The 25,993-nt window shown below is 70.8% G+C and carries 27 protein-coding genes; 9 read left to right on the top strand and 18 right to left on the bottom strand.

Features of this window, described 5'->3' with window-relative positions; translation table 11 throughout:
* Nucleotides 1-23: 23 nt before the first annotated feature.
* The 12 genes from EV671_RS11410 to EV671_RS11360 all read right to left on the bottom strand — a co-directional run bounded on the left by EV671_RS11410 (nucleotide 24) and on the right by EV671_RS11360 (nucleotide 12,347).
* Nucleotides 24-605 carry a peptidylprolyl isomerase gene (locus EV671_RS11410; protein WP_132571442.1) on the bottom strand — a complete coding sequence of 194 codons (582 nt, stop codon included), beginning with the start codon at nucleotides 603-605 and terminating at the stop codon, nucleotides 24-26.
* 11 nt (nucleotides 606-616) lie between these two features.
* On the bottom strand, nucleotides 617-946 hold the full coding sequence (locus EV671_RS11405; protein ID WP_132571441.1) for an antibiotic biosynthesis monooxygenase family protein: 330 nt from the start codon (nucleotides 944-946) through the stop codon (nucleotides 617-619).
* The gene (locus tag EV671_RS11400; protein WP_132571440.1) at nucleotides 946-2,943 is read right to left on the bottom strand and encodes a B12-binding domain-containing radical SAM protein; all 1,998 of its coding nucleotides are present in this window, start codon (nucleotides 2,941-2,943) and stop codon (nucleotides 946-948) included. The genes EV671_RS11405 and EV671_RS11400 overlap by 1 nt, the downstream gene beginning before the upstream one ends.
* A gap of 27 nt (nucleotides 2,944-2,970) precedes the next feature.
* A complete protein-coding gene (locus EV671_RS11395; RefSeq protein ID WP_132571439.1) occupies nucleotides 2,971-3,564 on the bottom strand; it encodes a hypothetical protein in 594 nt (197 codons plus the stop codon).
* 89 nt (nucleotides 3,565-3,653) lie between these two features.
* Nucleotides 3,654-5,312 carry a GMC family oxidoreductase gene (locus EV671_RS11390; RefSeq protein ID WP_132571438.1) on the bottom strand — a complete coding sequence of 553 codons (1,659 nt, stop codon included), beginning with the start codon at nucleotides 5,310-5,312 and terminating at the stop codon, nucleotides 3,654-3,656.
* Nucleotides 5,313-5,361: 49 nt separating this feature from the next.
* On the bottom strand, nucleotides 5,362-6,678 hold the full coding sequence (gene creD, locus EV671_RS11385) for a cell envelope integrity protein CreD (protein ID WP_132571437.1): 1,317 nt from the start codon (nucleotides 6,676-6,678) through the stop codon (nucleotides 5,362-5,364).
* A gap of 59 nt (nucleotides 6,679-6,737) precedes the next feature.
* Complete coding sequence (creC, locus tag EV671_RS11380) at nucleotides 6,738-8,159, bottom strand: two-component system sensor histidine kinase CreC (RefSeq protein ID WP_132571436.1); 1,422 nt, start codon at nucleotides 8,157-8,159, stop codon at nucleotides 6,738-6,740.
* 162 nt (nucleotides 8,160-8,321) lie between these two features.
* Entirely contained in the window at nucleotides 8,322-8,990 is a 669-nt protein-coding gene (locus EV671_RS11375) for a response regulator (RefSeq protein WP_243655695.1), read from the bottom strand.
* Nucleotides 8,978-10,003, bottom strand: coding sequence for an NAD(P)H-dependent flavin oxidoreductase (locus tag EV671_RS27390; protein WP_243655689.1), 1,026 nt, complete (start codon nucleotides 10,001-10,003; stop codon nucleotides 8,978-8,980). Before EV671_RS27390 ends, EV671_RS11375 begins: the two co-directional genes overlap by 13 nt.
* A 4-nt stretch (nucleotides 10,004-10,007) precedes the next feature.
* On the bottom strand, nucleotides 10,008-10,649 hold the full coding sequence (locus EV671_RS11370; protein WP_132571434.1) for a MarC family protein: 642 nt from the start codon (nucleotides 10,647-10,649) through the stop codon (nucleotides 10,008-10,010).
* Nucleotides 10,650-10,677: 28 nt separating this feature from the next.
* Entirely contained in the window at nucleotides 10,678-11,451 is a 774-nt protein-coding gene (locus EV671_RS11365; RefSeq protein WP_132571433.1) for a helical backbone metal receptor, read from the bottom strand.
* Nucleotides 11,448-12,347 (bottom strand): hypothetical protein, encoded by a 900-nt coding sequence (locus tag EV671_RS11360; protein WP_132571432.1) that lies wholly within the window; start codon nucleotides 12,345-12,347, stop codon nucleotides 11,448-11,450. Before EV671_RS11360 ends, EV671_RS11365 begins: the two co-directional genes overlap by 4 nt.
* 223 nt (nucleotides 12,348-12,570) lie before the next feature.
* Here EV671_RS11360 and EV671_RS11355 point away from each other — a divergent pair, with 223 nt between their 5' ends.
* The gene (locus tag EV671_RS11355) at nucleotides 12,571-13,086 is read left to right on the top strand and encodes an RNA recognition motif domain-containing protein (protein WP_132571431.1); all 516 of its coding nucleotides are present in this window, start codon (nucleotides 12,571-12,573) and stop codon (nucleotides 13,084-13,086) included.
* A gap of 64 nt (nucleotides 13,087-13,150) precedes the next feature.
* Here EV671_RS11355 and EV671_RS11350 read toward each other — a convergent pair whose 3' ends face one another.
* From EV671_RS11350 to EV671_RS11335, 4 genes are read right to left on the bottom strand one after another with little or no spacing between them, the layout of a single operon-like run.
* Nucleotides 13,151-13,927, bottom strand: coding sequence for an SDR family oxidoreductase (locus EV671_RS11350; RefSeq protein ID WP_132571430.1), 777 nt, complete (start codon nucleotides 13,925-13,927; stop codon nucleotides 13,151-13,153).
* Nucleotides 13,924-14,583 carry an LPS export ABC transporter periplasmic protein LptC gene (gene lptC / locus EV671_RS11345; protein WP_165917531.1) on the bottom strand — a complete coding sequence of 220 codons (660 nt, stop codon included), beginning with the start codon at nucleotides 14,581-14,583 and terminating at the stop codon, nucleotides 13,924-13,926. The genes EV671_RS11350 and lptC overlap by 4 nt, the downstream gene beginning before the upstream one ends.
* Nucleotides 14,580-15,158: a KdsC family phosphatase gene (locus EV671_RS11340; protein ID WP_132571428.1), complete on the bottom strand. Its 579-nt coding sequence runs from the start codon at nucleotides 15,156-15,158 to the stop codon at nucleotides 14,580-14,582. The genes lptC and EV671_RS11340 overlap by 4 nt, the downstream gene beginning before the upstream one ends.
* Nucleotides 15,158-16,105: a KpsF/GutQ family sugar-phosphate isomerase gene (locus EV671_RS11335; protein WP_132571560.1), complete on the bottom strand. Its 948-nt coding sequence runs from the start codon at nucleotides 16,103-16,105 to the stop codon at nucleotides 15,158-15,160. Before EV671_RS11335 ends, EV671_RS11340 begins: the two co-directional genes overlap by 1 nt.
* A 163-nt stretch (nucleotides 16,106-16,268) precedes the next feature.
* On the opposite strand from EV671_RS11335, the gene EV671_RS11330 reads away from it, so the two are divergent.
* From EV671_RS11330 to EV671_RS11320, 3 genes are all read left to right on the top strand, one after another.
* Nucleotides 16,269-18,047, top strand: a complete 1,779-nt coding sequence (locus EV671_RS11330) for an FAD-dependent oxidoreductase (protein WP_132571427.1) — start codon at nucleotides 16,269-16,271, stop codon at nucleotides 18,045-18,047.
* Nucleotides 18,048-18,129: 82 nt separating this feature from the next.
* Nucleotides 18,130-19,965, top strand: a complete 1,836-nt coding sequence (locus EV671_RS11325; RefSeq protein ID WP_132571426.1) for a 2-oxoacid:acceptor oxidoreductase subunit alpha — start codon at nucleotides 18,130-18,132, stop codon at nucleotides 19,963-19,965.
* Nucleotides 19,962-21,014 carry a 2-oxoacid:ferredoxin oxidoreductase subunit beta gene (locus EV671_RS11320; protein ID WP_132571425.1) on the top strand — a complete coding sequence of 351 codons (1,053 nt, stop codon included), beginning with the start codon at nucleotides 19,962-19,964 and terminating at the stop codon, nucleotides 21,012-21,014. The genes EV671_RS11325 and EV671_RS11320 overlap by 4 nt, the downstream gene beginning before the upstream one ends.
* Nucleotides 21,015-21,018: 4 nt before the next feature.
* Here the strand turns inward: EV671_RS11320 and EV671_RS11315 are convergent, their stop codons facing one another.
* Complete coding sequence (locus tag EV671_RS11315) at nucleotides 21,019-22,317, bottom strand: MFS transporter (protein ID WP_132571424.1); 1,299 nt, start codon at nucleotides 22,315-22,317, stop codon at nucleotides 21,019-21,021.
* Entirely contained in the window at nucleotides 22,314-22,874 is a 561-nt protein-coding gene (locus tag EV671_RS11310; RefSeq protein ID WP_243655687.1) for a gluconokinase, read from the bottom strand. Before EV671_RS11310 ends, EV671_RS11315 begins: the two co-directional genes overlap by 4 nt.
* A gap of 151 nt (nucleotides 22,875-23,025) precedes the next feature.
* Between EV671_RS11310 and gntR the strand changes: the two genes are divergently transcribed.
* The 5 genes from gntR to EV671_RS11285 all read left to right on the top strand — a co-directional run bounded on the left by gntR (nucleotide 23,026) and on the right by EV671_RS11285 (nucleotide 25,903).
* A complete protein-coding gene (gene gntR / locus EV671_RS11305) occupies nucleotides 23,026-24,057 on the top strand; it encodes an HTH-type transcriptional regulator GntR (protein WP_132571423.1) in 1,032 nt (343 codons plus the stop codon).
* A gap of 14 nt (nucleotides 24,058-24,071) precedes the next feature.
* Nucleotides 24,072-24,575 carry a putative periplasmic lipoprotein gene (locus EV671_RS11300; RefSeq protein ID WP_132571422.1) on the top strand — a complete coding sequence of 168 codons (504 nt, stop codon included), beginning with the start codon at nucleotides 24,072-24,074 and terminating at the stop codon, nucleotides 24,573-24,575.
* Nucleotides 24,576-24,579: 4 nt separating this feature from the next.
* Nucleotides 24,580-24,993 carry a helix-turn-helix transcriptional regulator gene (locus EV671_RS11295; RefSeq protein WP_132571421.1) on the top strand — a complete coding sequence of 138 codons (414 nt, stop codon included), beginning with the start codon at nucleotides 24,580-24,582 and terminating at the stop codon, nucleotides 24,991-24,993.
* 94 nt (nucleotides 24,994-25,087) lie between these two features.
* Nucleotides 25,088-25,498, top strand: coding sequence for a VOC family protein (locus tag EV671_RS11290; protein ID WP_132571420.1), 411 nt, complete (start codon nucleotides 25,088-25,090; stop codon nucleotides 25,496-25,498).
* A gap of 141 nt (nucleotides 25,499-25,639) precedes the next feature.
* Entirely contained in the window at nucleotides 25,640-25,903 is a 264-nt protein-coding gene (locus EV671_RS11285; RefSeq protein WP_132571419.1) for a hypothetical protein, read from the top strand.
* Nucleotides 25,904-25,993 lie beyond the last annotated feature (90 nt).

The following is a 25,993-nucleotide window of genomic DNA, read 5'->3' as shown; positions in this document are numbered from 1 at the left end:
TGTGCACTGCAGCAAAAGCCGGTTCAGATTCTATGCACCGGCCCGATCGCAATGGGTGCCTTCAGCCACTGGTCCTCACCGGCGCGGGCGTGCAGCGCGCGCACGACCTCCATGCCCTGTACGACCCGGCCGAAGGCCGCGAAGCCCTGGCCGTCCGGGTTACGGTGGCCGCCATAGTCCAGCTTGGGCTGGTCGCCGATGCAGATGAAGAACTCGGCCGCGGCCGTGCCGGGCGCGCCGCGCGCCATCGAGACCGTGCCGTCACGGTGGCGCAGGCCGGTCTGGCGCGTCGACTCGTGCGCGATCGGCGGCCGCGGCGGCCGAGCCTCGTCGGGCAGGTTCAGGCCCCATTGCACGACCTCGATCATGTGCGCGCTCTGCGGCTGGTTGGCCCGCGACACGAGGCGGTAGACCCAGGCCTTGTCCAGCAGATGGTGGTCCACATAGGCCAGGTAGTTGGCCACCGTGATCGGCGCGACGCCGGTGTCCACCTCGACGACGAAGGGCCCGAGCGGCGTGTCCACGCGGGTGCGCACGGTGGTGGCGCGCCTGGCTTCGGCGAGCAGCGGCAGGGCGGCGAGGGCGAGCAGGTGGCGGCGTTGCACGGCGGGGGCGGTCAGCGGGTGTCGCGCCCGGCGAGCGGGTGGGCGATGCCGCCGTCGCCATAGGTCCCGACCACCTCGGCGATGACGACCTGGTAGCCCTTGAGCCAGCGCGCCTGGGCCTGCTTGGCCTCGCGGTGGCTGGGGTGCTCCATCAACTGCTGCAGGGCCTCCTTCGAGTCCCAGTAGTAGACGTTGGAGATCAGGCCCGTGGCCGCGTTCTCCCAGGCCTCCTCGCCGAGGTAGCCTGGGATGGCGCGGGCGACCTGCGCGATGCGCTCGTCCAGCGCGAAGAAATCGGCGTCGTAGTCGCGCTTGGCGAAGGTGAAGGTGGACGTGAACATCAGCGCATTGTCGCGAGCGCGCGCTCGACGAAGTGGCGCGGCACCGTCGTCCTGGGCACGCGCACCGGGAACCAGCTGCGGATGTCGCTGTCCACGCCGATGCCGTGCATGAAGTTGTAGAGGCCCTTCTTCAACCCCTGGCCGAGGCCGTCGTGGTCGGTGGGCGTGGGGTCGACGAAGGCGACGTCGTTCTTCGCAAAGCGGCCCGGCGGCAGCGGCTGCAGCGTGACGCCGTACTCCGCCGGGTTCAGGCCCACGGGCGAGTGCACCGTGCAGGCGAAGCGGTGGAAGAAGCCGCTGTGGATGCAGCCGTTCTCGAACAGCTGGCGCACGTATTCGAGCGCGTCCACGGTGTCCTGCGTCGTCTGCGTCGGGAAGCCGTACATCAGATAGGCATGCACCAGCACGCCGGCGTCCGCAAAGGCCCTGGTCACGCGTGCGACCTGCTCCACCGACACGCCCTTCTTCATCAGCTTCAGCAGCCGGTCCGACGCCACCTCCAGCCCGCCCGAGATCGCGATGCAGCCGCTGTCGGCCAGCAGCTGGCAGAGCTCGGGCGTGAAGGTCTTTTCGAAGCGGATATTGCCCCACCAGCTGATCGCCACGCCGCGCTTCAGCAGCTCCTCGGCCAGCGCCTTCAGCGCCTTGGGCGGTGCGGCCTCATCGACGAAATGGAAGCCCGTCTGCCCCGTCTCCTTCACGATGGCCTCGATGCGGTCCACCAGCGTGGCGGCCGACGCGGCCTCGTAGCGCGAGATGTAGTCCAGGCTGACGTCGCAGAAGCTGCACTTCTTCCAGTAGCAGCCATGGGCCACGGTCAGCTTGTTCCAGCGCCCGTCGCTCCACAGCCGGTTCATCGGGTTGAGCATGTCCAGCAGCGACAGATAGCGGTCCAGCGGCAGGCCGTCCCAGGTCGGCGTGCCGACCTCGTCGAAGGGGATGTCGGGCTCGACGAAGTTGGTGTACCGGACTGTTGGCCCCCGCGTTCGAGGCTGCGCCTCGCCCGTCCCCCCGAGGGGGGCGAAATCGCCTTGGGGCGGCCCGGCGTCGATTTCCTCGCCGCCGTCGCGCCAGAACGTGCGCACCAGGCGGGCCTTGGAGCGCTTGCCGGCGAGGTGTTCGAGCAGCGCCAGCAGCGGGCGCTCGCCGGAGTCCAGCGTCACATAGTCGACGAAGTCGAAGAGGCGCGGCTCGGCCAGTTCGCGCAGCTCGGTGTTCACGTATCCGCCGCCCAGCACCGTGACGACGCCGGGCCGCACCGCCTTGATCGCCTGTGCGATGCGCAGCGCCGCGAACACCGAGCCGGGGAAGGGCACGGACAGCAGCACGACGTCGGGGTTGTGCTGTTCCAGCGCCTGCAGCGTCAGGCGCTGCAGCGCGCGGTCGATCAGATGCGGCGGCTCGGCCAGCGCCTCGGCCAGCGGGTCGAAATGCGGCTGGGCCGCGGCCAGCTTCTCTGCATAGCGCACGAACTCGAAGCGCGGGTCCACCGCGTCGCGCAGCACGTCGGCCAGGTCGTTCAGGAACAGCGTGGCCAGGTGGCGGGCGCGGTCCTGCAGGCCCAGGGCGCCGAAGGCCCAGGCCAGCGGGTCCTCGCCCTCCTCGCCGATGTAATGGTCCAGCGACGCGAAACGCGCGCCCTCGGGCAGGAAGGCGCGAGTGTTGATGCGATGCGCCAGCGTCGGGTCGCTGCCCTGCAGGAAGGCCAGCACCCGCGGCGCGGCGGCGGCTATCGGCCCGAACTCGGCGTCGAACCAGGCGGTCTGGGGCGTGCGCTGCGCTTCAGGCAGGGCCTGCACCGCCTCGCGCAACTGTGCGAGGCCGGTGGGCGAGAACAGCTCCAGCACCAGGGCCAGCGCCAGGTCTACCTGATGCGCATCGACGTCGCGCGAGCGCAGGAAGCCGGTCAGATAGGCGGTGGACGGGTAGGGCGTGTTCAGCTGCGTCATCGGGGGGATGACGGAGAGCACGCGGGGAGAAACGGCGAAATACTGCATTGGCGCAATTGTCGGCGGCTGCCGAAATCAGCGCTTTGCTAAAACGTCGTCGCAGGAGGCGCTTGTTGGCCCGGCACCAGGGTTCGTTTCGTTGACCACGACACGGGCAACCTCGCGCTCGATGAGCGGGAATGCAGGCCAATGCTTGTAGAGGTGAACGGTATAGCCGCTGTCGGTTGCCACCATTCCCCAACCGGTAGTCCGGCATTCCAGATCGGCCGCCGTGTTGGTGGTCTGTATGGGCGGGTTGGCGTAGTCCCCAACGATGAACATCAGGCCCAACATCCCAACAGTACCGAGTACGTAACCGGCGGCGACAGGAATGGCGGTGACGGCGAGCGCCAGCACGCGCAATGGCAACCACTTGAAGCTCCAAGTGCAGATAGCCAGAAAACAGTATGCGAGGTAGGCCGCCGACGCAAAGGCGAAGTTGGCGACCGTCGAGGTAAACGACACGTCCAAGTAACAGGCCCCGACCGCGACGATGATCAGCCCCACGCACCCGTAGGCGGCTTTTCGCGTCGTGCGCGACCGGCATCGACGCATGATGAAGAAGGCTGCGATTGCAACGGGCGGCGCTACAAGAAGGCAGAGCCATGCAATGACAAAAGAGGCGCTCACGGGGTTCAGGAGAGATGCTCTTCAGAGACCGACAACCCTCCACCTGTCCGGGGCAGCAGGGCGAAATACGAGCCAGCCAGACCGAAAACTCAGCCCGCCAACCACCCCGCCAGCTTCTCCGCAATCATCAGCGTCGGCGAGTTCGTGTTGCCGCTCGTGATCGTCGGCATCACGCTCGCGTCGGCCACGCGCAGGCCGGTCACGCCGCGCACGCGCAGGCGGGCGTCGGTGACGGCCATGGGGTCGCCCGGGCGGCCCATCTTGCAGGTGCCCACGGGGTGGAAGATGGTTGTCGCGATGTCGCCGGCCAGGCGGGCCAGCTCCTCGTCGGTCTGGTACTGCGGGCCGGGCTTGTATTCCTCGGGCTTGAAGGCGGCCAGCGCCGGCTGCGACACGATGCGGCGCGTCAGCCGCAGGCTTTCGGCGGCGATCTTGCGGTCTTCGTCGGTGGACAGGTAGTTGGGCCGGATGGCCGGCGCCGTGGCCGCGTCGGGCGCGGTGATGCGCACCGTGCCGCGGCTGGTCGGGTTCAGGTTGCAGACGCTTGCGGTGAAGGCGTTGAAGCTGTGCAGCGGTTCGCCGAAGGCGTCCAGCGACAGCGGCTGCACGTGGTACTCCAGGTCGGGCCAGGCCCGGTCCGGGCTGGAGCGCGTGAAGGCGCCGAGCTGGCTGGGCGCCATGCTCATCGGGCCGCTGCGGCGCAGCGCGTATTCCAGGCCGATCATGGCCTTGCCCCACAGCGAGGCGGCGCGGGTGTTCAGCGTGCTGGCGCCCTGCACCTTGTAGACGGCGCGGATCTGCAGATGGTCCTGCAGGTTGGCGCCGACGCCGGGCAGGTCCTTCTCCACGGTCAGGCCCAGGCCCTGCAGCAGCGCGCCCGGCCCGAGGCCGCTGAGCTGCAGGATCTGGGGCGAGCCTACTGAGCCGGCGGCGAGGATGACCTCGCCGCCCGGGTTCAGCCAGGGCTGTTCCACGCCGTGCGGCGTCAGCACCTCCGCGCCGCTGCAGCGCAGGCCGCCGGCATCGGTGCTGTCGTGCATCAGGCGCAGCCGGCGCACCTGGGCGCCGGTCCACAGCTCGAAGTTGGGCCGGCCGAAGGCGGTCGGGCGCAGGAAGGCCTTGGCCGTGTTCCAACGCCAGCCCTTCTTCTGGTTGACCTCGAAGTAGCCGACGCCCTCGTTGGTGCCGGCATTGAAGTCACTCGTCGCCGGGATGCCGGCCTGTTCGGCCGCGGCGGCGAAGGCGTCGAGGATGGGCCAGCGCAGGCGCTGCTGCTCGACCCGCCATTCGCCCTTGCCGCCGTGCATCGCGGCAAAGCCCTCGGGCGCGGTGCCGGGTTTGTCCAGCCGCCAGTGGTTCTCGTGGCGGCGGAAGGCGCGCAACACGCGCTGCCAGCGCCAGGTGTCGTCGCCGGTCAGCTCGGCCCAGTGCTCGTAGTCGCGGCTCTGGCCGCGCATATAGATCATGCCGTTGATGCTGGAGCAGCCGCCCAGCACCTTGCCGCGCGGGTAGCGCAGGCTGCGGCCGTTCAGGCCCGGCTCGGCTTCGGTGCTGAAGCACCAGTCGGTGCGCGGGTTGCCGATGCAGTAGAGGTAGCCGACGGGGATGTGGATCCAGTGGTAGTCGTCCTTGCCGCCGGCCTCGATGAGGAGCACGCGCTTGTGCCGGTTGGCGCTGAGGCGGTTCGCGAGCAGGCAGCCGGCGGTGCCGGCGCCCACGATGATGTAGTCGAAGCCTTCTTTGGACATGGGGCGATCAGGGCACCGCAGGGCGCACGGACGGAGGCCCTAGCGTAATTCACTCGGCGCCGGCCCCCGCGCTGGCCAGCCGGTACCAGTCCAGCTTGCGGGTCAGCATCATCACGGCGGCCAGCACGGCAAACAGCAGCACGGCGCCGATGGCGAGGGCCGCCTGCTCCTGGCTCAGCAGCACATAGAGCGCCGTGTAGAGCAGCGCGATGCCGGCGCCGAAGGCCAGGCCGCGCAGCCAGCCGCCCAGCATGGCCGCGGCGTACTGCGTCAGCACGGCGGCGGCCGCAGCGGCGGCGATCAGGTAGGCATTCAGGAAGCTCATGTGCTCCGACAGGCTGAGCAGCAGCAGGAAGAACAGGCTGATGGCCAGGCCGACGAGCAGGTATTGCACCGGATGCACGCGCCGCCCGCTGAGCAGTTCGGTCAGGCCGACGGTGACGAAGGTCAGCGCGATGAACATCAGGCCGTACTTGATGGCGCGGTCGCTCATGACGTAGGGGTTCACGGGGTCGATCAGCTCCACGCCGAACGAGTCGAGATTCGGCAGCGGCTTGCCGTCCTGAGCGTCGGCGGCGGCGGAGGTCTGCAACGCGGACACCTGCCATTGGGCGGTGAAGCCGGACCCCATGACCTCGCGTTGTATGGGCAGGAAGCGCCCGCCGAAGCTCGGATGAGGCCAGCTTGACGTCAGCGCGACATGGGTCTTGCCAGCCGTGGGCACGATGGACAGGGACTGGGTGCCGACGACATCGAGAGCCAGTGACAGGCGCAGGCCGTCTTTCAGCGCATGATCGGGCAGCGTCGCATGGAGGCCGGCGCGGTAGCTGCCTTGAAGCGTGCCGGGCTGCACGAGCAAGGTGTCGTCGCCCGCCTGAATGACCGCGCTGCGCAGGCCGCGGTTGTCGCTGGCGGCGAAGAAGACGTTGACAGGTTCGCAGTTCAGCCTGCCGCCCGCATGTTCGGCATGGGCCTCCAAGGGGGCCAGCGTTTCCCACTGTGCGTCGATCTTCAGCCTGGCTGCATAGGCGTTGACCTTGAACAGCCCACGGTAGTGCAGTTCCGGATCGAGCCTGCCGCCGAGTTCGAGCGTGGATGGCGTCAGCGCCATCGGGATGTTGCGCGACTCCTGGACCGGCTTCTTCTTGGCATCGAACTCGGTCCAGGTCTCGGTGCAGTTCCGGGTGAGGACCGGGCCGAGCAGAGTCTGCGCGTCGGCCAGCGATTGCACGACGCTTTGTGCGGCCTCGTTCTGCCGCTGCTGCCGTTCCCGCACCAGCCCGCCGATCTCGGCGAGCACGATGCACAGCAGGAGGGTGACGACGGCCAGGATGGCCAGCTTGGAGAAGGTGGGGTTGAGCTTCATGCCGCCAGCATCGCGAGCCGCGGTGAGGCGACGACGAAGTGCGTGAAGCGGGCGTGAAGTCAGCGTGGCAGGACGATGCTGACGCGCAAGCCCGGCGCCGCCGCCTCGAAGCCCAGCCGCCCGCCGTGCAGCTCGGCGACGCGCCGCGCGATCGCCAGGCCCAGGCCCGAGCCCTTCACGAGGCTGCCGGGCCGCGCGGTCGAGAAGAAGCGCTGGCCGAGCTGGGCGAAGGCCTGGGGCGGTACGCCGGGGCCGTGGTCGCGCAGCGAGAGAAGCACGCCCGTCGGCGTCGTGCGGGCGGCAAGCTCCAGCGCCGAGCCGGCGGGCGCGAAGTCGATCGCGTTGACAAGCAGATTGCCGAAGGCCAGCTCCAGCAGCGCCGCGTCGGCATCCACGACGACCTCGGCGCGTTCGGCCCAGATGACGCGCAGGCCCTTCTGCGCCAGCCGCGAGGCCTGGTGCGCCAGCTGGTCGTCGGCCCAGTCGGCCAGCGCGATGCGCCGTCGTTCGCCCAGGCCCGCCTGGGCTTCCAGCTGCGACAGCGCCAGCACCCGCTCCACCAGGGTCTGCAGGCGCGCGGTCTGGTCCAGCACCTGAGCGGCGAAGCGCTGGCGGTCGGCGGCGGGCAATTCGTCCTGCAGCAGCTCGCCGCTGGCGCGCAGCGCGGCCAGCGGGCTCTTCAGCTCGTGGGTCAGCGCACGCACATCGTGTTCGAGCTGCTCGCGGCCCTCCAGCCGGCGGCGCATGTCGTCCATCGCGTGGGCCAGCTCGCCCAGTTCGCCCGGCACATCGGGCGGTGCCTGGGCATGCCCGGCCTGGGCCTGCTGGGCGTAGCGGCGCAGCCGGCGCACCGAGGCGACGAGCCACAGCGTGACGGCCACGCCGACGACCAGGCTGGCCGCCAGCAGCGCGGCACCGGCCCAGTACAGGCGGCGCTCGGCACGGTCGCTGAAGCGCTGCACGCTGGCCACCGGCTTGGCCACGCTGACGACGCCCAGCGTGCGGCCGTCCTTGAGGATGGGCGCCGCGACGACGAGGATGGTGCTGCGGTCGTCGGCCGCGTAGCGCGTCGAGCGCGCGCCGTAGTCGCCGCGCAGCGTCAGCGCCACGTCGCGCCACTGCGAGTAGTCCTGGCCCACGGCCGAGGGCTGGCCGGAGTCGACCAGCACGCGGCCGTGCGCGTCGGTCACGTACAGGCGCAGATCCAGGCTCTGCTTGCGCAAGCCCCAGATGGGCACGTCGACCTCGCGCCTCACATAGCGCTGAAGCTGGGCGGCCAGGCGGCTGCCGGGCTTGAGGCCGTCGGCGTCCATCTCGTCGGCGGCCTGCTCGGCCAGCAGGTGGGCCGTGTCCACCATCAGGTCCTCCATGACCTCGCGCACGCTGGGCTTGACCTCGGCGAGGAAGACCTTCAGCAGCAGCACGGCGCTGAGGCCGGCGATCAGGAAGAAGCCGAAGAAGACGCGCAGACCCAGGCGCATGTCAGGCGACCATCGATGTATTTGCGGGCCGAGCGCCGGGCCGCTCCCAAGCCGGCCCGTCCTGGCGATGTGCGCGCGGCTCGATGCCGCGTGCATCGCCGTCCCCCAGGGGGACCGACTGGACGCGCCCGCGTTCAGCGGGGCGAGACTGGGCGAGGGGTTTCATGGTTCCAGCGAATAGCCGAGTCCGCGGTGCGTCTTGATCGGATCGCGCGCCGGCGCGGCCTCGCGCAGCTTGGCCCGCAGCGTCTTGATGTGGGTGTCCACCGTGCGGTCGCCGCTGTCGGCGCTCGTGCCCCAGACGGCGTCGAGCAGCGCCTCGCGCGAGTGGATGCGCCGCGGTGCGGCCAGCAGCTTCAGCAGCAGGCCGAGTTCGAGCTTGGTCAGGTTCAGCGGCGTGCCGTCCAGGCGTACGCGCGAGCCGTCGACGACGAAGCCCGGTGCCGGAGCTGGAGCCCCTCGCGCGCGGCGCAGCAGCGCACGCACGCGGGCGACGAGTTCGCGCGGGCTGAAGGGCTTGGCGAGATAGTCGTCGGCGCCCAGCTCCAGGCCGAGCACGCGGTCCATCTCCTCGCTGCGTGCGCTCAGCACGATGACCGGCAGGCCGGCCAGCGGCCCGGCGCGCAGTTCGCGGCACAGGTCCAGGCCGTGGCCGTCGGGCAGGCCGATGTCGAGGATGAGCAGCTCCGGCGCCGGCGCCACGCGCAGCCGCTCGCGCGCCTCGGCCAGCCAGGCGCGGTGCTCGACCGCAAAACCCTCGCGGCGCAGCGCGAAGGCCACCGTGTCGGCGATGGCCGGGTCGTCTTCGAGCAGCAGGATCAAGCGCGCCAGCCCTGCGTCAACGCGGCCACCAGCCTTGCCGCCGTACCCGGCGCGCGGTTCAGCGCCAGCGCCTGGCCGGCCCACAGGCTGATGAGGTCGGCCCGACCGGCCTTGGCGGCGGCCTGGCGCATGAGCCGGCTGGCGGCGTTGGGCTGCGGGAAGGCGGGCAGGGCCGCGCCCTCCAGCTCGCGCGTGACCCGGTTGGCCAGGCCGCGCGCCATACGGCCGGAGAAGGCGCGGGTCAGTGTCGAGTCCGCATCGCTCGCCGCCAGCAGCGCCGCGCGGTAGGCCGGCGACAGCGGGCATTCGTCGACGAGCAGGAAGGCCGTGCCGACGGTGACGGCGCTGGCGCCCAGCGCCTGGGCCGCCGCGACGCCGCGCGCATCGGCGATGCCGCCGGCGGCGATGACGGGAATGCCCAGCGCATCGACGAGCTGGGGCACCAGGGCCATGGTGCCGATCAGTGCGCCCTCCGCACTGCCCAGGAAACCGCCGCGGTGGCCGCCGGCCTCGCAGCCCTGGGCGATGATGGCGTCGACGCCGCTGGCCTGCAGGGCCAGGCCTTCGGCCACCTGCGTGGCCGTGCCCAGCACCTTGAAGCCCTGGGCCTGCAGCGCCGCCACGCGCGCCGCACCCGGGTCGCCCATGACGAAGCTGATCGCGGCGGGCCGGGCGGCGATGCTGGCCTGCAACTGGGCCTCGAAGTCTTCCTCGAACTGCGTCGGCCGCGCTGGCGCGGGCAGGCCCAGCTCGGCATGCCAGGCGGCGAGCCGCGCGAGATAGGCGTCCAGCGCAGCGTCGTCGCGCCGCCAGGGCTGGGGGCAGAACAGGTTGATGCCGAAGGGCCTGTCGGTGCGGGCGCGGATGTCGGCGGCGATCTCGGCGATGCGGGCCGGGGCCAGATAGGCCGCGCCCAACTGGCCGAAGCCGCCACCCGCGCTGACGGCGGCGACCAGGGCGCTGCTGGCAGCCTCGCCGGCCATCGGTGCTATCCAGATCGGGGGCAGGCCGAAGAGGCTCATGGCGTCAGCTGATGGAGCGCGCGGCCAGCACCGGGAACAGCTTGATGAGGCCGTCGCTCAGCAGCTCCACGGCCAGGGCCGCGAGGATCAGGCCCATCAGCCGCGTCATGATGTTGATGCCGGTCTGGCCCAGCACCTTGGCGATCTTGCTGCTGGCCGAGAAGGTCAGGAAGGTCACGGCCGAGACGACGACGCCGTAGCCGCACAGCACGGCCAGCTCCCACCAGTGCCGCGTCTTGTCGGCGTAGATGACCATGGTGGAGATGGTGGCCGGCCCGGTCAGCAGCGGGATGGCCAGCGGCACGACGGCGATGCTGGCACCCGCGTCGACCTTGCTGGAGCCCTCTGAAACGTCCTCCTTGCGCGCCTCGGCCGGCTGGGCGTTGAGCATCTGCAGCGAGCTGATCAAGAGCAGGCAGCCGCCGCCGACCTGGAAGCTGGCCAGAGAGATGCCGAAGAACTCGATGATCTTCAGGCCGAACAGCGCACTCATCGCGATGACGATGCCGGCCGTGCTGGCGCTGACGATCATCGTGTTGCGCCGCTGCGTGCGCGTGAAGCTGCTCGTGAAGTGGATGAAGAAGGGCACCACGCCGACCGGGTTGACGATGGCCAGCAGAGCAACGAGGGGCTTGTAGATGTCCATGGTGGCGGATTGTGGCCGTCCGCCGGGCTCAGCGTGGATCGCTCAGCGTGCCCAGATAGTCCAGCCCCGCCGCGCCGCGCGCCCCCCACCAGCTCAGCAGTTCGCCGTCGACCAGCTGCACCCGGGCCTGCGGGCACAGGGCCTGCGCCTCGGCGAGGTGCTCGGGACCGAAGCGATAGGGCTCGGAGCTGAGCAGCACGCGGTCGATGTGGCGAAGCCAGGCTTCGTCGCCGGCGAGCGCCGGGTAGCGGCCGGCGCCGTGCTCGCCGCCGAGCACGGCGGGCCAGCTGCGCCAGCCGGCTTCGGCGAGCAGCGTGGAGATGTAGGTGTCGCGCGCCACGGTCATCCAGGGTTCGCGCCAGATCAGGTAGAGCACGTTCGCGCCGGGGCGGGCCTGCGCGCGGCAGCGGGCCAGCGCGGCGGAGAACTCGGCCGACAGCGCCGCCGCGCGTTCGTTCACGCCCGGCTGGTCGGCGAAGGCGGCGCGCAGCTGCTCGAACAGCGCCAGGTTGTCCTCGGGGCGGCTCGGGTGGGTCACGATGACATGGGGCACGAATTCCCGCAGCGCCTCGGCCGTCTCGCGGCGGTTCTCGTCCACGTTGACGACGACGTGGGTCGGCGCGAGCTTCTCCAGCTTGGCGAGGTTGACGTCCTTGGTGCCGCCGACCTTGGGCACGGTCTTCAGCGCGTCGGCCGGATGGATGCAGAAGCCCGTGCGCGCGACGAGGCAGGGGGCCAGGCCCAGAGCCACCAGCGTTTCGGTGGCGCTGGGCACGAGGGACGCGATCCGGAGCTGGGTCATTCGTCTTCGGTCAGCGCCAGGTAGACCGCGCAGCAGCCGCGCAGCCAGACCAGGGTCGGCAGCACCAGGGCCAGCGCGAATACCACGCCGCCGCCGATCAGCGCCGTCAGGCCGAGGTTGCCGCCCTCCAGCGGCATCCCGCTGGCCCCCAGGCTGCGGGGGCCCAGGCCCATCACGCCGGCCAGCAGCTGCCGGGCCGGCAGCTCGACGCCCGCGCCCAGGATGGCCAGGCCCGCCAGCAGCTGGCTGCCGCTGACGACGACGAAGCTGACCGCCGCCGTCGCAAGCGCCGCGAGCAGGTAGACCGCCGCCATCAGCAGCGCCGTCTCGGGCAGGCCCTGGCGCAGCCGCTGGCGCATGAAGCGCAGCACGCCGGGCGCGTGCGCGCCGGCCCAGACGGCCGGCCCGGCCAGCGGCCCGACCGGCACGACGAGGACGAAGCTGATGCCGCCCAGCACCAGCACGCCCGCCGGCAGCACGACGGCCAGCAGCGGCGCGCCGACCCCGGGCAGCCGGGTCGCCCACAGCAGGGCGGCCAGCAGCAGCAGCACCAGGGCGGCCAGCGCCACACAGGCCAGCAGGGCCAGCAGCAGGCGGTGGGCGCAGCGCAGCGCGTCGGCGAAGGCGTCCTGTGGGTCGCGCACGGGCAGGCCGCGGGCCTGGTCCATCAGCATCAGGCCCGTGGCATTGACGCCGAAAAAGGCGACGGCCAGGCCCAGGCCCAGCCACAGCGCGCTAAGCAGGGCCTGGTCGCGCAGCAGCGCGGAGCGCGCCATGGCCAGCAGCAGGCCGGCGATGCAGAAACCGGTCAGCAGGCCGTAGAGCGCGCGCAGATTGCGGGGGGCGTCGATGCTGGCGAGCACGCGGGCGAGGGCGGAAAGCAGGGGGGGCGTCATGGTTTGGCGCGATGGTATCGATGACGGAAACATGAGGGCCCGGTTCCGCGAGGGTTTGTGCTAGCTCTGAAAAACAACACTTGCAGGAGTGCCGTTCCGCAATCCATGACCCCGCCACCATAATCAATTGCCTGTGTCTGGACGCCGCACCTTCGCTTGAATGGTTCACGATGGGTTGAAGCTCCACATGGTTTTTTGGTTTTGAGAAGAGAAGGGCTTCCCCATGGGAAACAAGCTTTATGTGGGCAATCTGGCCTACAGCGTGCGTGACGAATCGCTGCAAGAGGCATTCGGTCAGTTCGGTACCGTGACCTCCGCAAAGGTCATGATGGATCGTGAAACCGGTCGCTCCAAGGGTTTCGGCTTCGTCGAAATGGGCTCCGATGCGGAGGCGCAAGCCGCCATCAACGGCATGAACGGCCAGGCCCTGGAAGGCCGCGCCATCGTCGTCAACGAGGCTCGTCCTCGTGAAGAGCGTCCGGGCGGCTTCGGCGGCGGCGGCCGTTCGGGCGGCGGCGGCTTCGGCGGCGGCGGCGGCTACGGCGGCGGTGGCCGCTCGGGTGGCGGCGGCTACGGCGGTGGTGGCGGCGGCTACGGCGGCGGTGGCCGCTCGGGCGGCGGCGGCTACGGCGGTGGTGGCGGCGGCTATGGCGGCGGTGGCCGTTCGGGCGGCGGTGGTGGCGGCTACGGCGGCGGTGGCCGCTCGGGTGGCGGCGGCTACGGCGGTGGCGGCTACTGATCCGACCCCAGTCGCAGACTGAGCAACAAGGCGCCTTCGGGCGCCTTGTGCTTTTTGCGCGCGGCTATTCGCTCGCGCGCCGCTTGCGCGGCCGGCTGCCCAGTGCGCGGTCGTAGAGCCAGTTGGGCAGCAGGCGCAGCAGCTTGGCCAGCACGCCCATCTGCCACGGAATGACGCGGTAGCTGACCTGGGCGCGGATGGCGCGCACGGCCCGGTCGGCGAAGTCCTCGGCCCGCATCAGGAAGGGCATGCCGTAGCGGTTGCCGCGCGTCAGCGGCGTGTCGATATAGCCGGGCAACAGCGTCACGACGCGCACGCCGAAGGGCCGGCATTCGCCGCGCAGGCTCTCGCAGTAGGCGACGACGGCGGCCTTGCTCGCGCAATAGGCGCCGTGGCCCGGCAGGCCGCGGATGGCGGAGACGCTGGCGATGCCGACCAGCGTGCCCGAGCCGCGCTCGTTCATCGCCGCGACGAAGGGATGGAAGGTGGCGGCCAGGCCGACGTTGTTGGTCGCGAAGACGCGGCGCATCACATCGAGGTCGTCGAAATGGGCGGTGTCCATGCCGACGCTGATGCCGGCGTTGGCGATGACGACGTCAGGCAGGCCCTGAGCCGCGATGCATTCGTGGCCGATGCGGGCCATCGCGTCGAGGTCGGCCACGTCGGCGCCGTAGACCTTGAAGCGGGCGGCGTCGAGCCGCTGCTCGGCGGCCCAGCGCTCGACCTCGGCGGTGCGCCGCGCGACGAGGGCGAGCCGCGCGCCATCCTGGTAGTAGCGCAGCGCCAGCGCCTGGCCGATGCCACTGGACGCGCCCGTGATGAACACCAGTTCCGTCGTCATCTTGCAGTCCGGTTCTCGATCTGGCCTTGGGCCTTGCCGGTGAAGCCGAGCTGGCCGGTCAGGTGGCGGTACTCGAAGTTCTGCGTTTCCAGCGTCGAGCCGCCCTGGCGGATGGTGACGGGCAGGTGGGAGCGCAGGATCTCGGTGTCGGACAGAGCCTGCAGGAACTCGCCGCGCACGTCGAGCTGGGCCGGGGCGTCCTCGCCGGCACCGGCGGGCAGGCGGCGCAGATGCACGTCGCCGAGCAGCTGCATGTCGCTGCCGTCGCCGTTGCTGAGGGCGCGCCTGGCCTCGGCGATGGCGAGGCTGCCGTCGGGCGCGATGGCGCGCACGCGCACCTGGTCGATCTCGACGGTGTCGGTGTCGGGGTAGTGGCGCAGCTCGGCGCCGGCGATCTGCACGCGCAGCCGGCCGTCGGCGCCGATGCGCTGGATCTCGAAGTTCGTCATGCGGTAGTCGGCCTCGTGGCGCGGCGCCGCCTGCTCGGCCGGCGCCTCCACCAGCGGCGTGTTCTTCACCAGCCACCAGGTGCCGCTGGCCAGGAAGGCCATCAGCAGCAGCGGCAGGTAGCTCGACAGCAGGCCCTGGGCCTGCCACAGCCAGGGCTGCTCCTTGCGCCGGCGCGGCGCAGGCGGCGGCAGCGTCGCTGCAGTCATGTTGTGGCTCCGCCGTCCAGCGTGTCGTGGTGGGCCTGCAGCAGGCGCTCGTAATGGCCGCCGGCCATCAGCAGCAGGTCGCAGCATTCGCGCGCGGCGCCGAAGCCGGCCGGGGCGTGCGTGACATGGTGGGCCAGGGCCAGCACCTCGGCGTGCGCCCCCGGCGGCGCGCAGGCGAAGCCGGCGCGGCTGAGCAGGGGCAGGTCGGGCCAGTCGTCGCCCATCGCGGCGACCTCGCCCCAGGCCACGCCCAACCGAGCCAGCAGCGGCTCGGCGGCGGCGAGCTTGTCGCGCGCGCCATAGACGGCATGGGCCAGGCCCAGGTCGGCGACGCGGCGGCGCACGGCCAGGCTGTCGCGGCCGGTGATGACGACCGGCGTGATGCCGGCCTGCTGCAGCATCTTCAGGCCATGGCCGTCCAGCGTCGCGAAGGCCTTGAAGACCTCGCCGCCCTCGCCGATGTAGATGCGGCCGTCGGTCAGCACGCCATCGACGTCGAAGATCGCGAGCTTGATGCACAGGCCCTGGCCCTGGGCCTTGACCAGCAGCTCGGGCGGGAAGCGGAGCGCGGCCATCAGATCACCTTCGCGCGCATCAGGTCGTTGATGCTGATGGCGCCGAGCAGGCGCTGTTCGGCATCCACGACGAGGACGACGGTGATGCGGGCGGCTTCCATCAGGTCGGCGGCATCCACGGCCAGCGCGTCGGCGCCGACGGTGCGCGGCCTGGGATGGGCGACCTCGGCGGCCGTCAGCGCGCGCAGGTCGCGGCCCTGCTCGACGAGGCGGCGCAGGTCGCCGTCGGTGAAGATGCCCTGCACGCGGTCGTCGGCATCGACGATCACGGCCACGCCCAGGGCCTTGGCGCTCATCTCGCGCATCAGCTCGGTGAAGGGCGTGTCGGCCGCCACTCGGGGCAGGGCGTCGCCGCTGCGCATCAGGTCGCGCACATGGGTCAGCAGCTTGCGGCCCAGCGCGCCGCCGGGGTGGGAGCGGGCGAAGTCCTCGGCCTTGAAGCCGCGCGCGTCGAGCAGGGCCACGGCCAGCGCGTCGCCCAGGGCCATCTGGGCCGTCGTACTGGCGGTGGGCGCCAGCTGCAGCGGGCAGGCTTCCTCGGCGACGCCGCTGTCCAGCACCACGTCGGCATGGGCCGCCAGGCTGGACTCGGCACGGCCGGTCATCGCGATGACGGGTACGCCCAGGCGCCTGAGCACCGGCAGGATGGCATTGAGCTCGTCGCTCTCGCCGGAGTTGGACAGGGCCAGCACGACGTCGCCCAGCGTGACCATGCCGAGGTCGCCGTGGGCGGCTTCGGCCGGGTGGACGAACAGGGCCGGCGTGCCCGTGGAGGCCAGCGTGGCGGCGATCTTGCGGCCGACATGGCCGCTCTTGCCCATGCCCATGACGGCCACGCGGCCACGGCAGGCCAGCACGGTCTGGACGGCATTCGAGAAGGCCGGCCCCAGGCGCGGCGCGAGTTCGGTCAGCGCACGCGCCTCGACCTCGAGGGCCGCGCGGCCCATCGCGATCGCGCGCGCGGCGGCGGAGGAATCGGAAGACATGAAGCCAGTGTAGACAAAGCCCCCCGCGCAGAGGGTTTCCACAGAGCCGTGCGAGGGGTTGTCGGCCTAGACTGGCCCGACATCAGCGCCGGCCACGGGCCAGGCGCACCACGGAGGAGACACCGTGCAGAGGACCGACATCTCGGACCCGGCCTATTTCCACAAGGTCGTCGATTGCCAATGGGCCTGCCCGGCGCATACGCCGGTGCCCGAATACATCCGGCTCATCGCCCAGGGCCGGCATGACGAGGCCTACTGGGTCAACTGGGTCAGCAATGTCTTCCCCGGCGTGCTGGGCCGCACCTGCGACCGCCCTTGCGAGCCGGCCTGCCGGCGCGGCCGGGTGGAGGAGAAGCAGGCGGCCAAGCCGGAGCCGGTGGCTATCTGCCGGCTCAAGCGCGTTGCCGCCGACAGCAAGACAGACGAGTTCCGCGCGCTGCTGCCCAAGCCCGCCGCCAAGAACGGCCGGCGCGTGGCCTGCGTGGGCGCGGGGCCGGCATCGCTGGCCGTCGCGCGCGACCTGGCCCTGGAGGGCTATGCGGTCACGGTGTTCGACGGCGAGGCCAAACCCGGCGGCTTCATCCGCACGCAGATCCCGCGCTTTCGCCTGCCCGAGCGCGTCATCGACGAGGAATGCGGCTACATCCTCGGCCTGGGTGTCGATTGGCGTTCAGGCCAGCGCGTGGACTCGATGAAGGCGCTGCTGGCTTTGGGGTATGACGCCGTCTTCGTCGGCTGCGGCGCGCCGCGCGGGCGCGACCTGGCGCTGCCGGGCCGCGAGGAGACGCGGGCGCAGGTGCACATCGGCATCGACTGGCTGAGCAGCGTCAGCTTCGGCCATGTGACGGCGGTGCAGCCGCGCGTCATCGTGCTGGGCGGCGGCAACACGGCGATGGACTGCTGCCGCTCGGCGCGCCGCCTGGGCGCCAGCAGCGTGACGGTGGCCGTGCGCAGCGGCTATGCGCAGATGAAGGCCTCGCCCTGGGAAAAGGAAGACGCCGAGCACGAGGGCATTCCCATCCTCGACTTCCACGTGCCGCTGGCCTTCGAGCATGTGGACGGCCGGCTCACCGGCATGCGCTTTCGCAAGGCCCAGGGTGGCGAGGAGGTCGTCATCCCCTGCGACGAGGTGCTGATCGCCGTCGGCCAGGAGAACGCCTTCCCGTGGATCGAGCGCGACGCCGGCATCGCCTTCGGCGACGACGGCCTGCCGGTGCTGGACAAGCAGAGCTTCCAGTCGACGTTGCACCGGGTCTTCTTCGGCGGCGACGCGGCCTTCGGACCCAAGAACATCATCACGGCGGTGGCCCACGGCCACGAGGCCGCCGTCAGCATCGACCGCCTGCTGCATGGCGAGGGTGTGCGCCAGCGCCCCGCGCCCCACGTTAACCTCGTGTCGCAGAAGATGGGCATCCACGAGTGGAGCTACGACAACGCGGTGAGCCTGGACCTGCGCAGCAAGGTGCCCTGGGCCGCCGCCGAGAAGGCCCTGGCCAGCATCAAGGTCGAGGTGGAACTGGGCTTCGATGCGGCCACGGCCTTGAAGGAGGCCCAGCGCTGCCTGAACTGCGATGTGCAGACCGTGTTTGCGCCCAAGCTCTGTATCGAGTGCGATGCCTGCGTGGACATCTGCCCGATGGACTGCATCACGTTCGCCGAGGACGGTGACGACCTGCGCGGGCGGCTGAAGGCGCCGGCCTTGAACCTGATGCAGGACATCTACGTCGAGGGTGGCCTGAAAACCGGCCGCGTGATGGCCAAGGACGAGGACGTCTGCCTGCACTGCGGCCTGTGCGCCGAGCGCTGCCCGACCGGGGCCTGGGACATGCAGAAGTTCCTGCTCGTCACCGCCAAGGCCGGCGCGGCGAGCCGTGATGTCGCTTCGCGCAAGGAGGCAGCATGAGGGCCGCCGCGCCGGGCCGTCCCAAGCAAGGCCCGACCCTCTCGGAGGGGCGGTCAATGTACTCATTGACCGGGGAGCACCAATGAGCCGCATCGAAGCCACCAACGACTTCGTCGTCAAGTTCGCCAACGTCAACGGCTCGGGCTCGGCCTCGGCCAACGAACTGTTCGCGCGCGCCATCCTGCGCATGGGCGTGCCGGTCAGCCCGCGCAATATCTTCCCCAGCAATATCCAGGGCCTGCCGACCTGGTACGAGGTGCGCGTCTGCGAGGCCGGCTGGCTGGGCCGGCGCGGCGGCGTGGACCTGATGGTGGCGATGAACCCCCAGACCTGGGAGCAGGACGTGGCCGAGATCCAGCCCGGCGGCTATCTGTTCTACGACAGCACCAAGCCGCTGCCGCAAAGCGCCTTCCGGCCCGACATCCACGTCATCGGCATGCCGGCCACGGCCATCTGCAACGCGACCTACGACGTGCCGCGCGAGCGGACTCTCTTTAAGAACATCCTCGTGCTGGGGGCGCTGAGCGAGCTGATGGGGATAGCGGCCGAGGTCATCGAGAAGCTCTTCGCCGAGCAGTACAAGGGCAAGGAGAGGCTGCTGGACTCGAACGTGCGCGCCCTGCATGCCGGCCGCGAGTTCGCGCGCGACCATCTCTCGGTGCAGCCCTTCGGCCTGAAGGTGAGGCGCGCCGACGCTGTCGGCGACCGGGTCTTCCTCGAAGGCAATGCCGCCACGGCCCTGGGCTGTGTCTACGGTGGCGCCAGCGTCTGCGCCTGGTACCCGATCACGCCCTCGTCGTCGGTGGCCGAGGCCTTCGAGAAATACGCGGCCAAGTTCCGCACCGACCCCGACACCGGCGAGAAGCGTTATGCCATCGTGCAGGCCGAGGACGAGATCGCGTCCATCGGCATCATCACCGGCGCCGGCTGGAATGGCGCGCGCGCCTTCACGGCCACGTCCGGCCCCGGCGTGTCGCTGATGACCGAGTTCCTGGGCCTGGCCTATTTCGCCGAGATCCCCCTCGTCGTCATCGACGTGCAGCGCGGCGGCCCCAGCACCGGCATGCCCACGCGCACCCAGCAGGCCGACCTGCTCTCCAGCGCCTATGCCTCTCACGGCGACACCCAGCATGTGCTGCTGCTGCCCGAAGACCCGCGCGAATGCTTCGAGTTCGCAGCCACGGCCCTGGACCTGGCCGAGCGGCTGCAGACGCCCGTCTTCCTGATGAGCGACCTGGACATCGGCATGAACCAGCGCCTGTGCCAGCCGCTGGAATGGGACGACGCGCGCCGCTATGACCGCGGCAAGCTGATGACGGCCGAGATGCTGGATGCGGGCCGCGAGTTCGCCCGCTACAAGGACGTCGACGGCGACGGCATCCCCTGGCGCACGCTGCCGGGCACGCACCCGATCAAGGGCGCCTATTTCACGCGCGGCACGACGAGGAATGAGTACGCCAGCTACTCCGAGCGCGGCGACGACTACATCCGCAACGTCGAGCGGCTGAAGCGGAAGTTCACCACCGCGGCCCTGCTCGCGCCTCAGCCCCTGGTGCGCGCCGCCGCGCAGAAGACCCGCGTCGCCGCCCTCTATTTCGGCTCCACCGCGCCGGCCATGGACGAGGCGCTGGCGGCCCTGGCCGGGGCCGGCATCCACATCGACGCGATGCGGCTGCGCGCCTACCCCTTCCCGCCATCGGTGGCCGACTTCATCGCCGCGCACGACACCGTCTTCGTCATCGAGCAGAACCGCGACGCGCAGATGCGCCGCCTGCTCGTCAACGAACTGGAGATCGCGCCCGCCCGGCTCACACCGGTGCTGCACTTCGACGGCACGCCGATCACGGCCCGCTTCATCACCGACGCGGTCACGCGTCATGTGCATGCGCTGGCCACCAACCCACGGAGCGCGGCATGACCTACCTCGCCAAGCCCAGGCTGCACCACCCCAGCCTGACGAAGAACAAGGTCGGCTACACGCGCCGCGACTACGAGGGCCGCGTGTCGACGCTGTGCGCCGGCTGCGGCCACGACTCCATCTCCAGCGCCATCGTGCAGGCCTGCTGGCAGCTCGACATAGCGCCGCACCGCGTCGCCAAGCTCAGCGGCATCGGCTGCTCCAGCAAGACGCCGGACTATTTCCTCGGCGCCAGCCACGGCTTCAACACCGTGCACGGCCGCATGCCCAGCGTGCTGACCGGCGCCTACCTCGCCAACCGCGAGTTGCTCTACCTCGGCGTGTCGGGCGACGGCGACTCGGCCTCCATCGGCCTGGGCCAGTTCGCGCATGCGATGCGGCGCGGCGTGCGCATGGTCTATATCGTCGAGAACAACGGCGTCTACGGCCTGACCAAGGGCCAGTTCAGCGCGACGGCCGACAAGGGCTCGGTGGCCAAGAAGGGCGCCGTCAACCACGACAGCGCCATCGACCTCGCGGCCTTGGCCCTGCAGCTCGGCGCCACGTTTGTGGCGCGCAGCTTCTCGGGCGACAAGGCCCAGCTCGTGCCGCTGATCGAGGCCGCCATCCGCCACGGCGGCGCGGCCTTCATCGACGTCATCAGCCCCTGCGTGGCCTTCAACAACCATGCCGGCTCCACGCGCAGCTACGACCATGTGCGCGAGCACAACGAGGCGCTGAACCGCATCGACTTCATAGCCCTAGCGCCCGAACAGGTCGTCGAGCACTCGCCCGATGTCGTCGACGTGCCCCAGGCCGACGGCACGACGCTGCGCCTGCGCAAGGTCGACGCGGCCTACGACCCCACCGACCGCCTCGGCGCGATGCATGCGATGCAGTTGCACGTGGCGGCCGGCGAGATCGCCACCGGCCTGCTCTATGTCGACCCCGCCGCGCACGACTGGCATGCCGCCCAGCACACGGCGGCCCGCCCGCTGAACGGCCTGGGTGAAAAAGACCTGTGCCCGGGGGCTGCCGCGCTGGCCAAGATCAACGCCGGCCTGCGCTGAGCCCTCAGCGGCCCAGGTCGGGATCGGGCAGCGGCTCGATGCGGCCCAGCAGGAAGATGAAGGCCGCCATGCCGGCCAGCAGCACGACGCCGGCGACGATGAAGGCATTGGTGAAGGACTGGGTCTGGCCGACGATGATGCCGGTCACGATGGGCGCCACGGCACCCATCATGTTGTTGGCGAAGTTCATGATGCCGCCGACCGTGCCGACGCCGCCCTTGGGCGCGATCAGCGACGGCAGCGACCAGCCCACCGGCGCCGCCGCGGCCAGGCCGCTCAGCGCGATCGAGATCCAGACGATGGCGATGACGGGGTCGGTCGTCGTCGTCGCGCCGAAGACGGCCAGGCCCAGCGTCATGCCGGCCAGCAGCACGGTCTTGCGCACGCGGGTCTCGTCATGGCCCTTGGCGATCAGGTGGTCGATCAGCCAGCCGCCGACGAGCAGGTCGGCCAGCGTCGCGCAGCTCCACGGGATGGCCGCGAAGCCGGCCGACTTCAGGATGCTCATGTGCATGGTCTGCACGAGATAGCCGGGCAGCCAGGTCAGGAACAGGTAGAAGCAATAGCCATAGGCCGCGAAGCCGAGCGACAGGCCCCAGACCTTGCGGCTCTTCAGCAGATAGGCCAGCATGCCCGCCGGGTTGGCGGAGAGCTGGCCCTCGGGCGTGGCGCCGTTGCGGGTGATGTAGGCATGCTCCTCGTGGCTGAGCCGGGGGTGTTGGCTCGGGTCGCGGTAGATCAGATAGAAGGCCGCGAAGTAGGCGAAGCTGAACGCCGACACCAGGCCGAAGCCCCAGCGCCAGCCCAGGTGGACGACGGCCAGCGCGATCAGCGGCACGCCGATGACGTTGGAGAGCTTGGCCGCCGCGTCGAACAGCGCGGTCGACATCGCGCGCTCCTGGCGTGGGAACCAGAAGCCGGTGGCCTTGGCATTGGCCGGGAAGCTGGGCGCCTCGGCGACGCCCAGCAGCATGCGCGCGGCGAAGATGCCGGCGAAGCCCGTCGCGCAGGCGCTGATCAGCGACGCGATGCCCCACAGGAAGGCGCCCCAGCGGCCGATCCAGGTGACGCCGAAGCGGTCCAGGATCAGGCCGGCCGGGATCTGCAGCAGCGCATAGCTCCAGAAGAAGGCGCTGAACAGCAGGCCCAGGTCGGCCGGGCTCAGCCCGAAGGCCTGCTGCAGCTGTGGCCCCGCGACCGAGATGCTGATGCGGTCGAAGTAGTTGATCAGCACCCCGGAGCCGATCAGGCCGGCGATGCGCCAGCGCAGGCGCGGCACCTTGGGGTCAGAGGTCGAATTCATGGCTTGTCTCCGTCGTTCGAGTGGGATGGGGGGGTGCGGGTCAGCCAGCCCAGCGCCGTGTCGCACAGCGCCTCCACGGGCTGCAGGGCGTCCAGGCTCAGCACGCCGGGCTCGCCGTCCGGGGCTGCGAGGGTCTCGAACTGGCTGCGCACCAGGCCTGGGTTGAAGTAATGGTTGCCGGCCCTGGAGCGCACGCGTGCCAGCGCGGTGGCCTCGTCCAGTGCGAGGTAGGCAAAGCGCAGGCCGGGTGCGGCCTCCCGCAGCCGGTCGCGGTAGGCGCGCTTCAGCGCCGAGCAGCTGAGCACGGCGCCGCCCGCGTGCCGGGCCAGCTCGGCGCCGAGGGCCGCCAGCCAGCCGGCGCGGTCGGCATCGGTGAGGGCGATGCCCCGGCGCATCAGCTCGCGGTTGCGCGGTGGGTGGAAGTCGTCGCCCTCGATGACCGGCAGCCGCAGCGCGGTGCCGAGTGCCTGGGCCAGCGTCGATTTGCCGCAACCGGCGACACCCATGACGACGAGCCGCAGCGGCGGGGTGCCCACGCTCGGGTGATCTGGCAACATCCTGTCTCCTGGATAGCGCTATCTTGTTTGGCGGAAAACTGGGCCGACTCCTGGAGTTGCAACCATAGAATGGCTGAAATTTCCGTTTGCCGACCCGGATAGCGCTATCCTAGGTGGGCGCCGACCACCCGCCATCCGGGTTTTTGCCTAGATGAAGAAAACCTCATCCCCCCGCTCCCCGCGCGCGACCGGCCGCGCGACGCTTGCCGATGTGGCCCGCGTTGCCGAGGTCAGCCCGATGACCGCCTCGCGCGCGCTGCGTGGCGAGCGCCGCGTGGACGCCGAGTTGGTCCGCCGCGTGCAGGAGGCTGCCCAGAAGATCGGTTATGTGCCGGACCCCGCCGCCCGCGCGCTGGCGTCGCGCCGCAGCAGCCATGTCGCCGTCCTCGTGCCGTCGCTGACCAACCGGCTTTTCGTCGAGTTGCTGGAGTCCGCCCAGCGGGTGCTGCGCGGCGACGGCTTCCAGACGCTGATCGGCGTCACCCACTACGACCCGGCCGAGGAGGAGCAGCTCGTGCGCGAGCACCTGCTGCACCGGCCGGCCGGGCTTCTGCTGTGCGGCCTGGCGCAGACCGCCGCGACGCGCCGCATGGTGGCCGACCAGGACCTGCCCTGCGTCTACATGATGGAAACAACGGCGGAGCCCCAGGCCTGCAGCGTCGGCTTCTCGCAGCTCGACGCCGCAGCCGCGATGACGCGCCACCTGCTGGAGCGCGGCCATCGCCGCATCGCCTTCGCCGCGGCCCAGCTCGACCCGCGCACGCTGCAGCGCCTGGAAGGCTGGCGCCGCACTCTTGTCGAGGCCGGCTGCCACGACGAGCGGCTGGTGTGGCGCGACCCGGCGCCGTCGTCCGTGGCCCTGGGCGTGCGCATGTTCGAGCAGATCAGCGCGCTGCGGCCGGCCGTCGACGCGATCTTCTTCAACAACGACGACCTGGCCCACGGCGCACTGCTGGCGGCCGCGCGACTGGACATCGCCGTGCCGGGCGGCATCGCCATCGCCGGCTTCAACGACCTGCCCGAGAGCGCCTACACGGCGCCACCGCTGACGACGGTGCGCACGCCGCGCGCCGAGGTCGGGCTGCGCGCGGCGGAGCTGCTGCTGGCGCGTCTGCGCGGCGAGGCGCCGGCGGTGATGCAGCTCGACCTCGGTTTCGAACTCGTCGTGCGAGGCAGTACCTGAGATGATCCGGCGCCATGCGCCCACACCTCATCGCCCTCTCCCTCGTCGCAGTGCTGAGCGCCTGCGCCAGTTCCAGCCAGGACAAGGTCGCCACCGCGGCCACCACGCCGCTGAGTGACCTCAACGTCGTGCGCGCCGACATCCCCGACGTGCTCAAGGCCGCCGCCGCGGCGCCCTATGCCCTGCCGGCCGACGCCAGCTGCGCGGTCCTGGCGGCCGGCGTGCATGCGCTGGACGAGGTCCTCGGCCCCGACCTCGACGCGCCGGCCAGTGCCGGCAGCCCGGGCCTGCTGGACCGCGGCGAGGACGCCGCCACCGGCGCGCTGCAGCGCACGGCCGAGGGCGTCATCCCCTTCCGCGGCTGGGTGCGCAAGCTCAGCGGCGCCGAGCGCTATGCCCGCCATGTCAGCGCGGCCATCACGGCCGGTGGCGTGCGGCGCGGCTATCTGAAGGGCCTGGCCGCGGCCAAGGCCTGCCCCGTGCCGCCGGCCGCGCCGGCCAGCGGCGCACCGCGCTAGGCCCATGCCCGCGGCGGCCGCCGACACCCGGCTGCGCGACCTCGCCCGCCTGCGCCGCGTGCGCGACCGCATCGACCGCGACTACGCCCGCCCGCTGGACGTCGAGGCGCTGGCCAGTGGCATCGGCATGTCGGCCGGCCATCTGAGCCGGCAGTTCCGCGCGGCCTATGGCGAGTCGGTCTATGCCTATCTGATGACGCGGCGCATCGAGCGCGCGATGGCCCTGCTGCGCCGCGGCGACCTCAGCGTCACCGAGGTCTGCTTCGAGGTGGGCTGCGCGTCGCTGGGCACGTTCAGCACACGCTTCACCGAGCTGGTGGGCGTGCCGCCCAGCGTCTACCGGCGCGACGCGGCGGGCGCGACCGAAGGCATGCCGTCCTGCGTGTCCAGGCAGGTCACGCGGCCCATCCGTGAATGAGCTGCAAGCGATCAGGAATCGATAAGCGCCATAACGGCGCCAAACATAGACTGGTTTCCACGGACTTCCCGTGCCCCGAAAGGACATTGAAACCATGGACATCACCATCCACTCGAGCTTCCTGCCGCAGAGCGACCCCGAGGCCTCGCTGGCCTTCTACCGCGACCTGCTGGGCTTCGAGGTGCGCAACGACGTGGGCTACAACGGCCTGCGCTGGATCACCGTCGGCCCGCGGGGCCAGCCCGCCACCTCCATCGTGCTCTACCCGCCGCAGGCCACCCCCGGCGTCACCGACGACGAGAAGCGCACCATCGCCGAGATGATGGCCAAGGGCAGCTTCGCGATGGTGCTGCTCGCCACCCGGGATCTCGACGCCACCTTCCAGAAGCTGCAGGCGGCCGACGCCGAGATCGTGCAGGAGCCGACCGACCAGCCCTATGGTGTGCGCGACTGCGGCGTGCGCGACCCGGCAGGCAACATGGTGCGCATCCAGCAGGCGCGCTGACGGCGCGGCCACGGATGCAGGGGCCCCACCCCCTCGATCGGGTGGTGGGCGGGATGTCGCGCCGGGCGGGCGGGCGGCGTCTGTTGCGGAAGGGCGCGGTCGATCCGCCGCGCCACCGCAACCCAGCTCCCGGAGGTCGCCATGAAGCTCAACCCCACGCCCCGCCGCCTGCTGCAGCTGGATGCGCTGTTCATCGGCCGCGGGCCGGCGCGCGGGCTGCGCGAGGCCAGGGAGCCGGTGTTCGAGGACGCGCGCCTGCCTGACGAGGCCGAGGCGGCCTCGCAGCGCCTGGCGAGCGTCCGGCTCGGGCGCGTCGCCGCCGAGGTGGCGCTGGAGGAGGGCGGGCAGCGCCAGTACGCGCCGCGGCGGGAGGCCGAGGTGCTGGAGTTCCGGGCCAGGCCTTAATGTGGAAGACCTCTCCTGCCGGACGTGACGACGCCTGACCTGACGCCGGCCGGAGCGTTGGGGCGCGATGGGAGGACGCGTCAGGCGGCG

This window comes from Roseateles saccharophilus (genome assembly GCF_004342485.1).
GTDB lineage: Bacteria > Pseudomonadota > Gammaproteobacteria > Burkholderiales > Burkholderiaceae_C > Pelomonas > Pelomonas saccharophila.
This window is presented reverse-complemented; position numbering and strand designations above follow the sequence as displayed.

Excerpts from the sequence above, each read along its gene's own strand:
- EV671_RS11400 (WP_132571440.1), bottom strand. The coding sequence starts at position 2,943 with ATGCAGTATTTCGCCGTTTCTCCCCGCGTGCTCTCCGTCATCCCCCCG.
- EV671_RS27390 (WP_243655689.1), bottom strand. The coding sequence starts at position 10,003 with ATGAGCCTCTTCGGCCTGCCCCCGATCTGGATAGCACCGATGGCCGGC.
- creD (WP_132571437.1), bottom strand. The coding sequence starts at position 6,678 with ATGAAGCTCAACCCCACCTTCTCCAAGCTGGCCATCCTGGCCGTCGTC.
- EV671_RS11365 (WP_132571433.1), bottom strand. The coding sequence starts at position 11,451 with ATGACCCAGCTCCGGATCGCGTCCCTCGTGCCCAGCGCCACCGAAACG.
- EV671_RS11285 (WP_132571419.1), top strand. The coding sequence starts at position 25,640 with ATGAAGCTCAACCCCACGCCCCGCCGCCTGCTGCAGCTGGATGCGCTG.
- EV671_RS11370 (WP_132571434.1), bottom strand. The coding sequence starts at position 10,649 with ATGGACATCTACAAGCCCCTCGTTGCTCTGCTGGCCATCGTCAACCCG.
- EV671_RS11310 (WP_243655687.1), bottom strand. The coding sequence starts at position 22,874 with ATGTTGCCAGATCACCCGAGCGTGGGCACCCCGCCGCTGCGGCTCGTC.
- EV671_RS11360 (WP_132571432.1), bottom strand. The coding sequence starts at position 12,347 with ATGACGCCCCCCCTGCTTTCCGCCCTCGCCCGCGTGCTCGCCAGCATC.
- lptC (WP_165917531.1), bottom strand. The coding sequence starts at position 14,583 with ATGACTGCAGCGACGCTGCCGCCGCCTGCGCCGCGCCGGCGCAAGGAG.
- EV671_RS11315 (WP_132571424.1), bottom strand. The coding sequence starts at position 22,317 with ATGAATTCGACCTCTGACCCCAAGGTGCCGCGCCTGCGCTGGCGCATC.
- EV671_RS11300 (WP_132571422.1), top strand. The coding sequence starts at position 24,072 with ATGCGCCCACACCTCATCGCCCTCTCCCTCGTCGCAGTGCTGAGCGCC.
- EV671_RS11290 (WP_132571420.1), top strand. The coding sequence starts at position 25,088 with ATGGACATCACCATCCACTCGAGCTTCCTGCCGCAGAGCGACCCCGAG.
- EV671_RS11325 (WP_132571426.1), top strand. The coding sequence starts at position 18,130 with ATGAGCCGCATCGAAGCCACCAACGACTTCGTCGTCAAGTTCGCCAAC.
- EV671_RS11320 (WP_132571425.1), top strand. The coding sequence starts at position 19,962 with ATGACCTACCTCGCCAAGCCCAGGCTGCACCACCCCAGCCTGACGAAG.
- creC (WP_132571436.1), bottom strand. The coding sequence starts at position 8,159 with ATGCGCCTGGGTCTGCGCGTCTTCTTCGGCTTCTTCCTGATCGCCGGC.
- EV671_RS11340 (WP_132571428.1), bottom strand. The coding sequence starts at position 15,158 with ATGGCCGCGCTCCGCTTCCCGCCCGAGCTGCTGGTCAAGGCCCAGGGC.
- gntR (WP_132571423.1), top strand. The coding sequence starts at position 23,026 with ATGAAGAAAACCTCATCCCCCCGCTCCCCGCGCGCGACCGGCCGCGCG.
- EV671_RS11295 (WP_132571421.1), top strand. The coding sequence starts at position 24,580 with ATGCCCGCGGCGGCCGCCGACACCCGGCTGCGCGACCTCGCCCGCCTG.
- EV671_RS11350 (WP_132571430.1), bottom strand. The coding sequence starts at position 13,927 with ATGACGACGGAACTGGTGTTCATCACGGGCGCGTCCAGTGGCATCGGC.
- EV671_RS11390 (WP_132571438.1), bottom strand. The coding sequence starts at position 5,312 with ATGTCCAAAGAAGGCTTCGACTACATCATCGTGGGCGCCGGCACCGCC.
- EV671_RS11355 (WP_132571431.1), top strand. The coding sequence starts at position 12,571 with ATGGGAAACAAGCTTTATGTGGGCAATCTGGCCTACAGCGTGCGTGAC.
- EV671_RS11405 (WP_132571441.1), bottom strand. The coding sequence starts at position 946 with ATGTTCACGTCCACCTTCACCTTCGCCAAGCGCGACTACGACGCCGAT.
- EV671_RS11335 (WP_132571560.1), bottom strand. The coding sequence starts at position 16,105 with ATGGGCCGCGCGGCCCTCGAGGTCGAGGCGCGTGCGCTGACCGAACTC.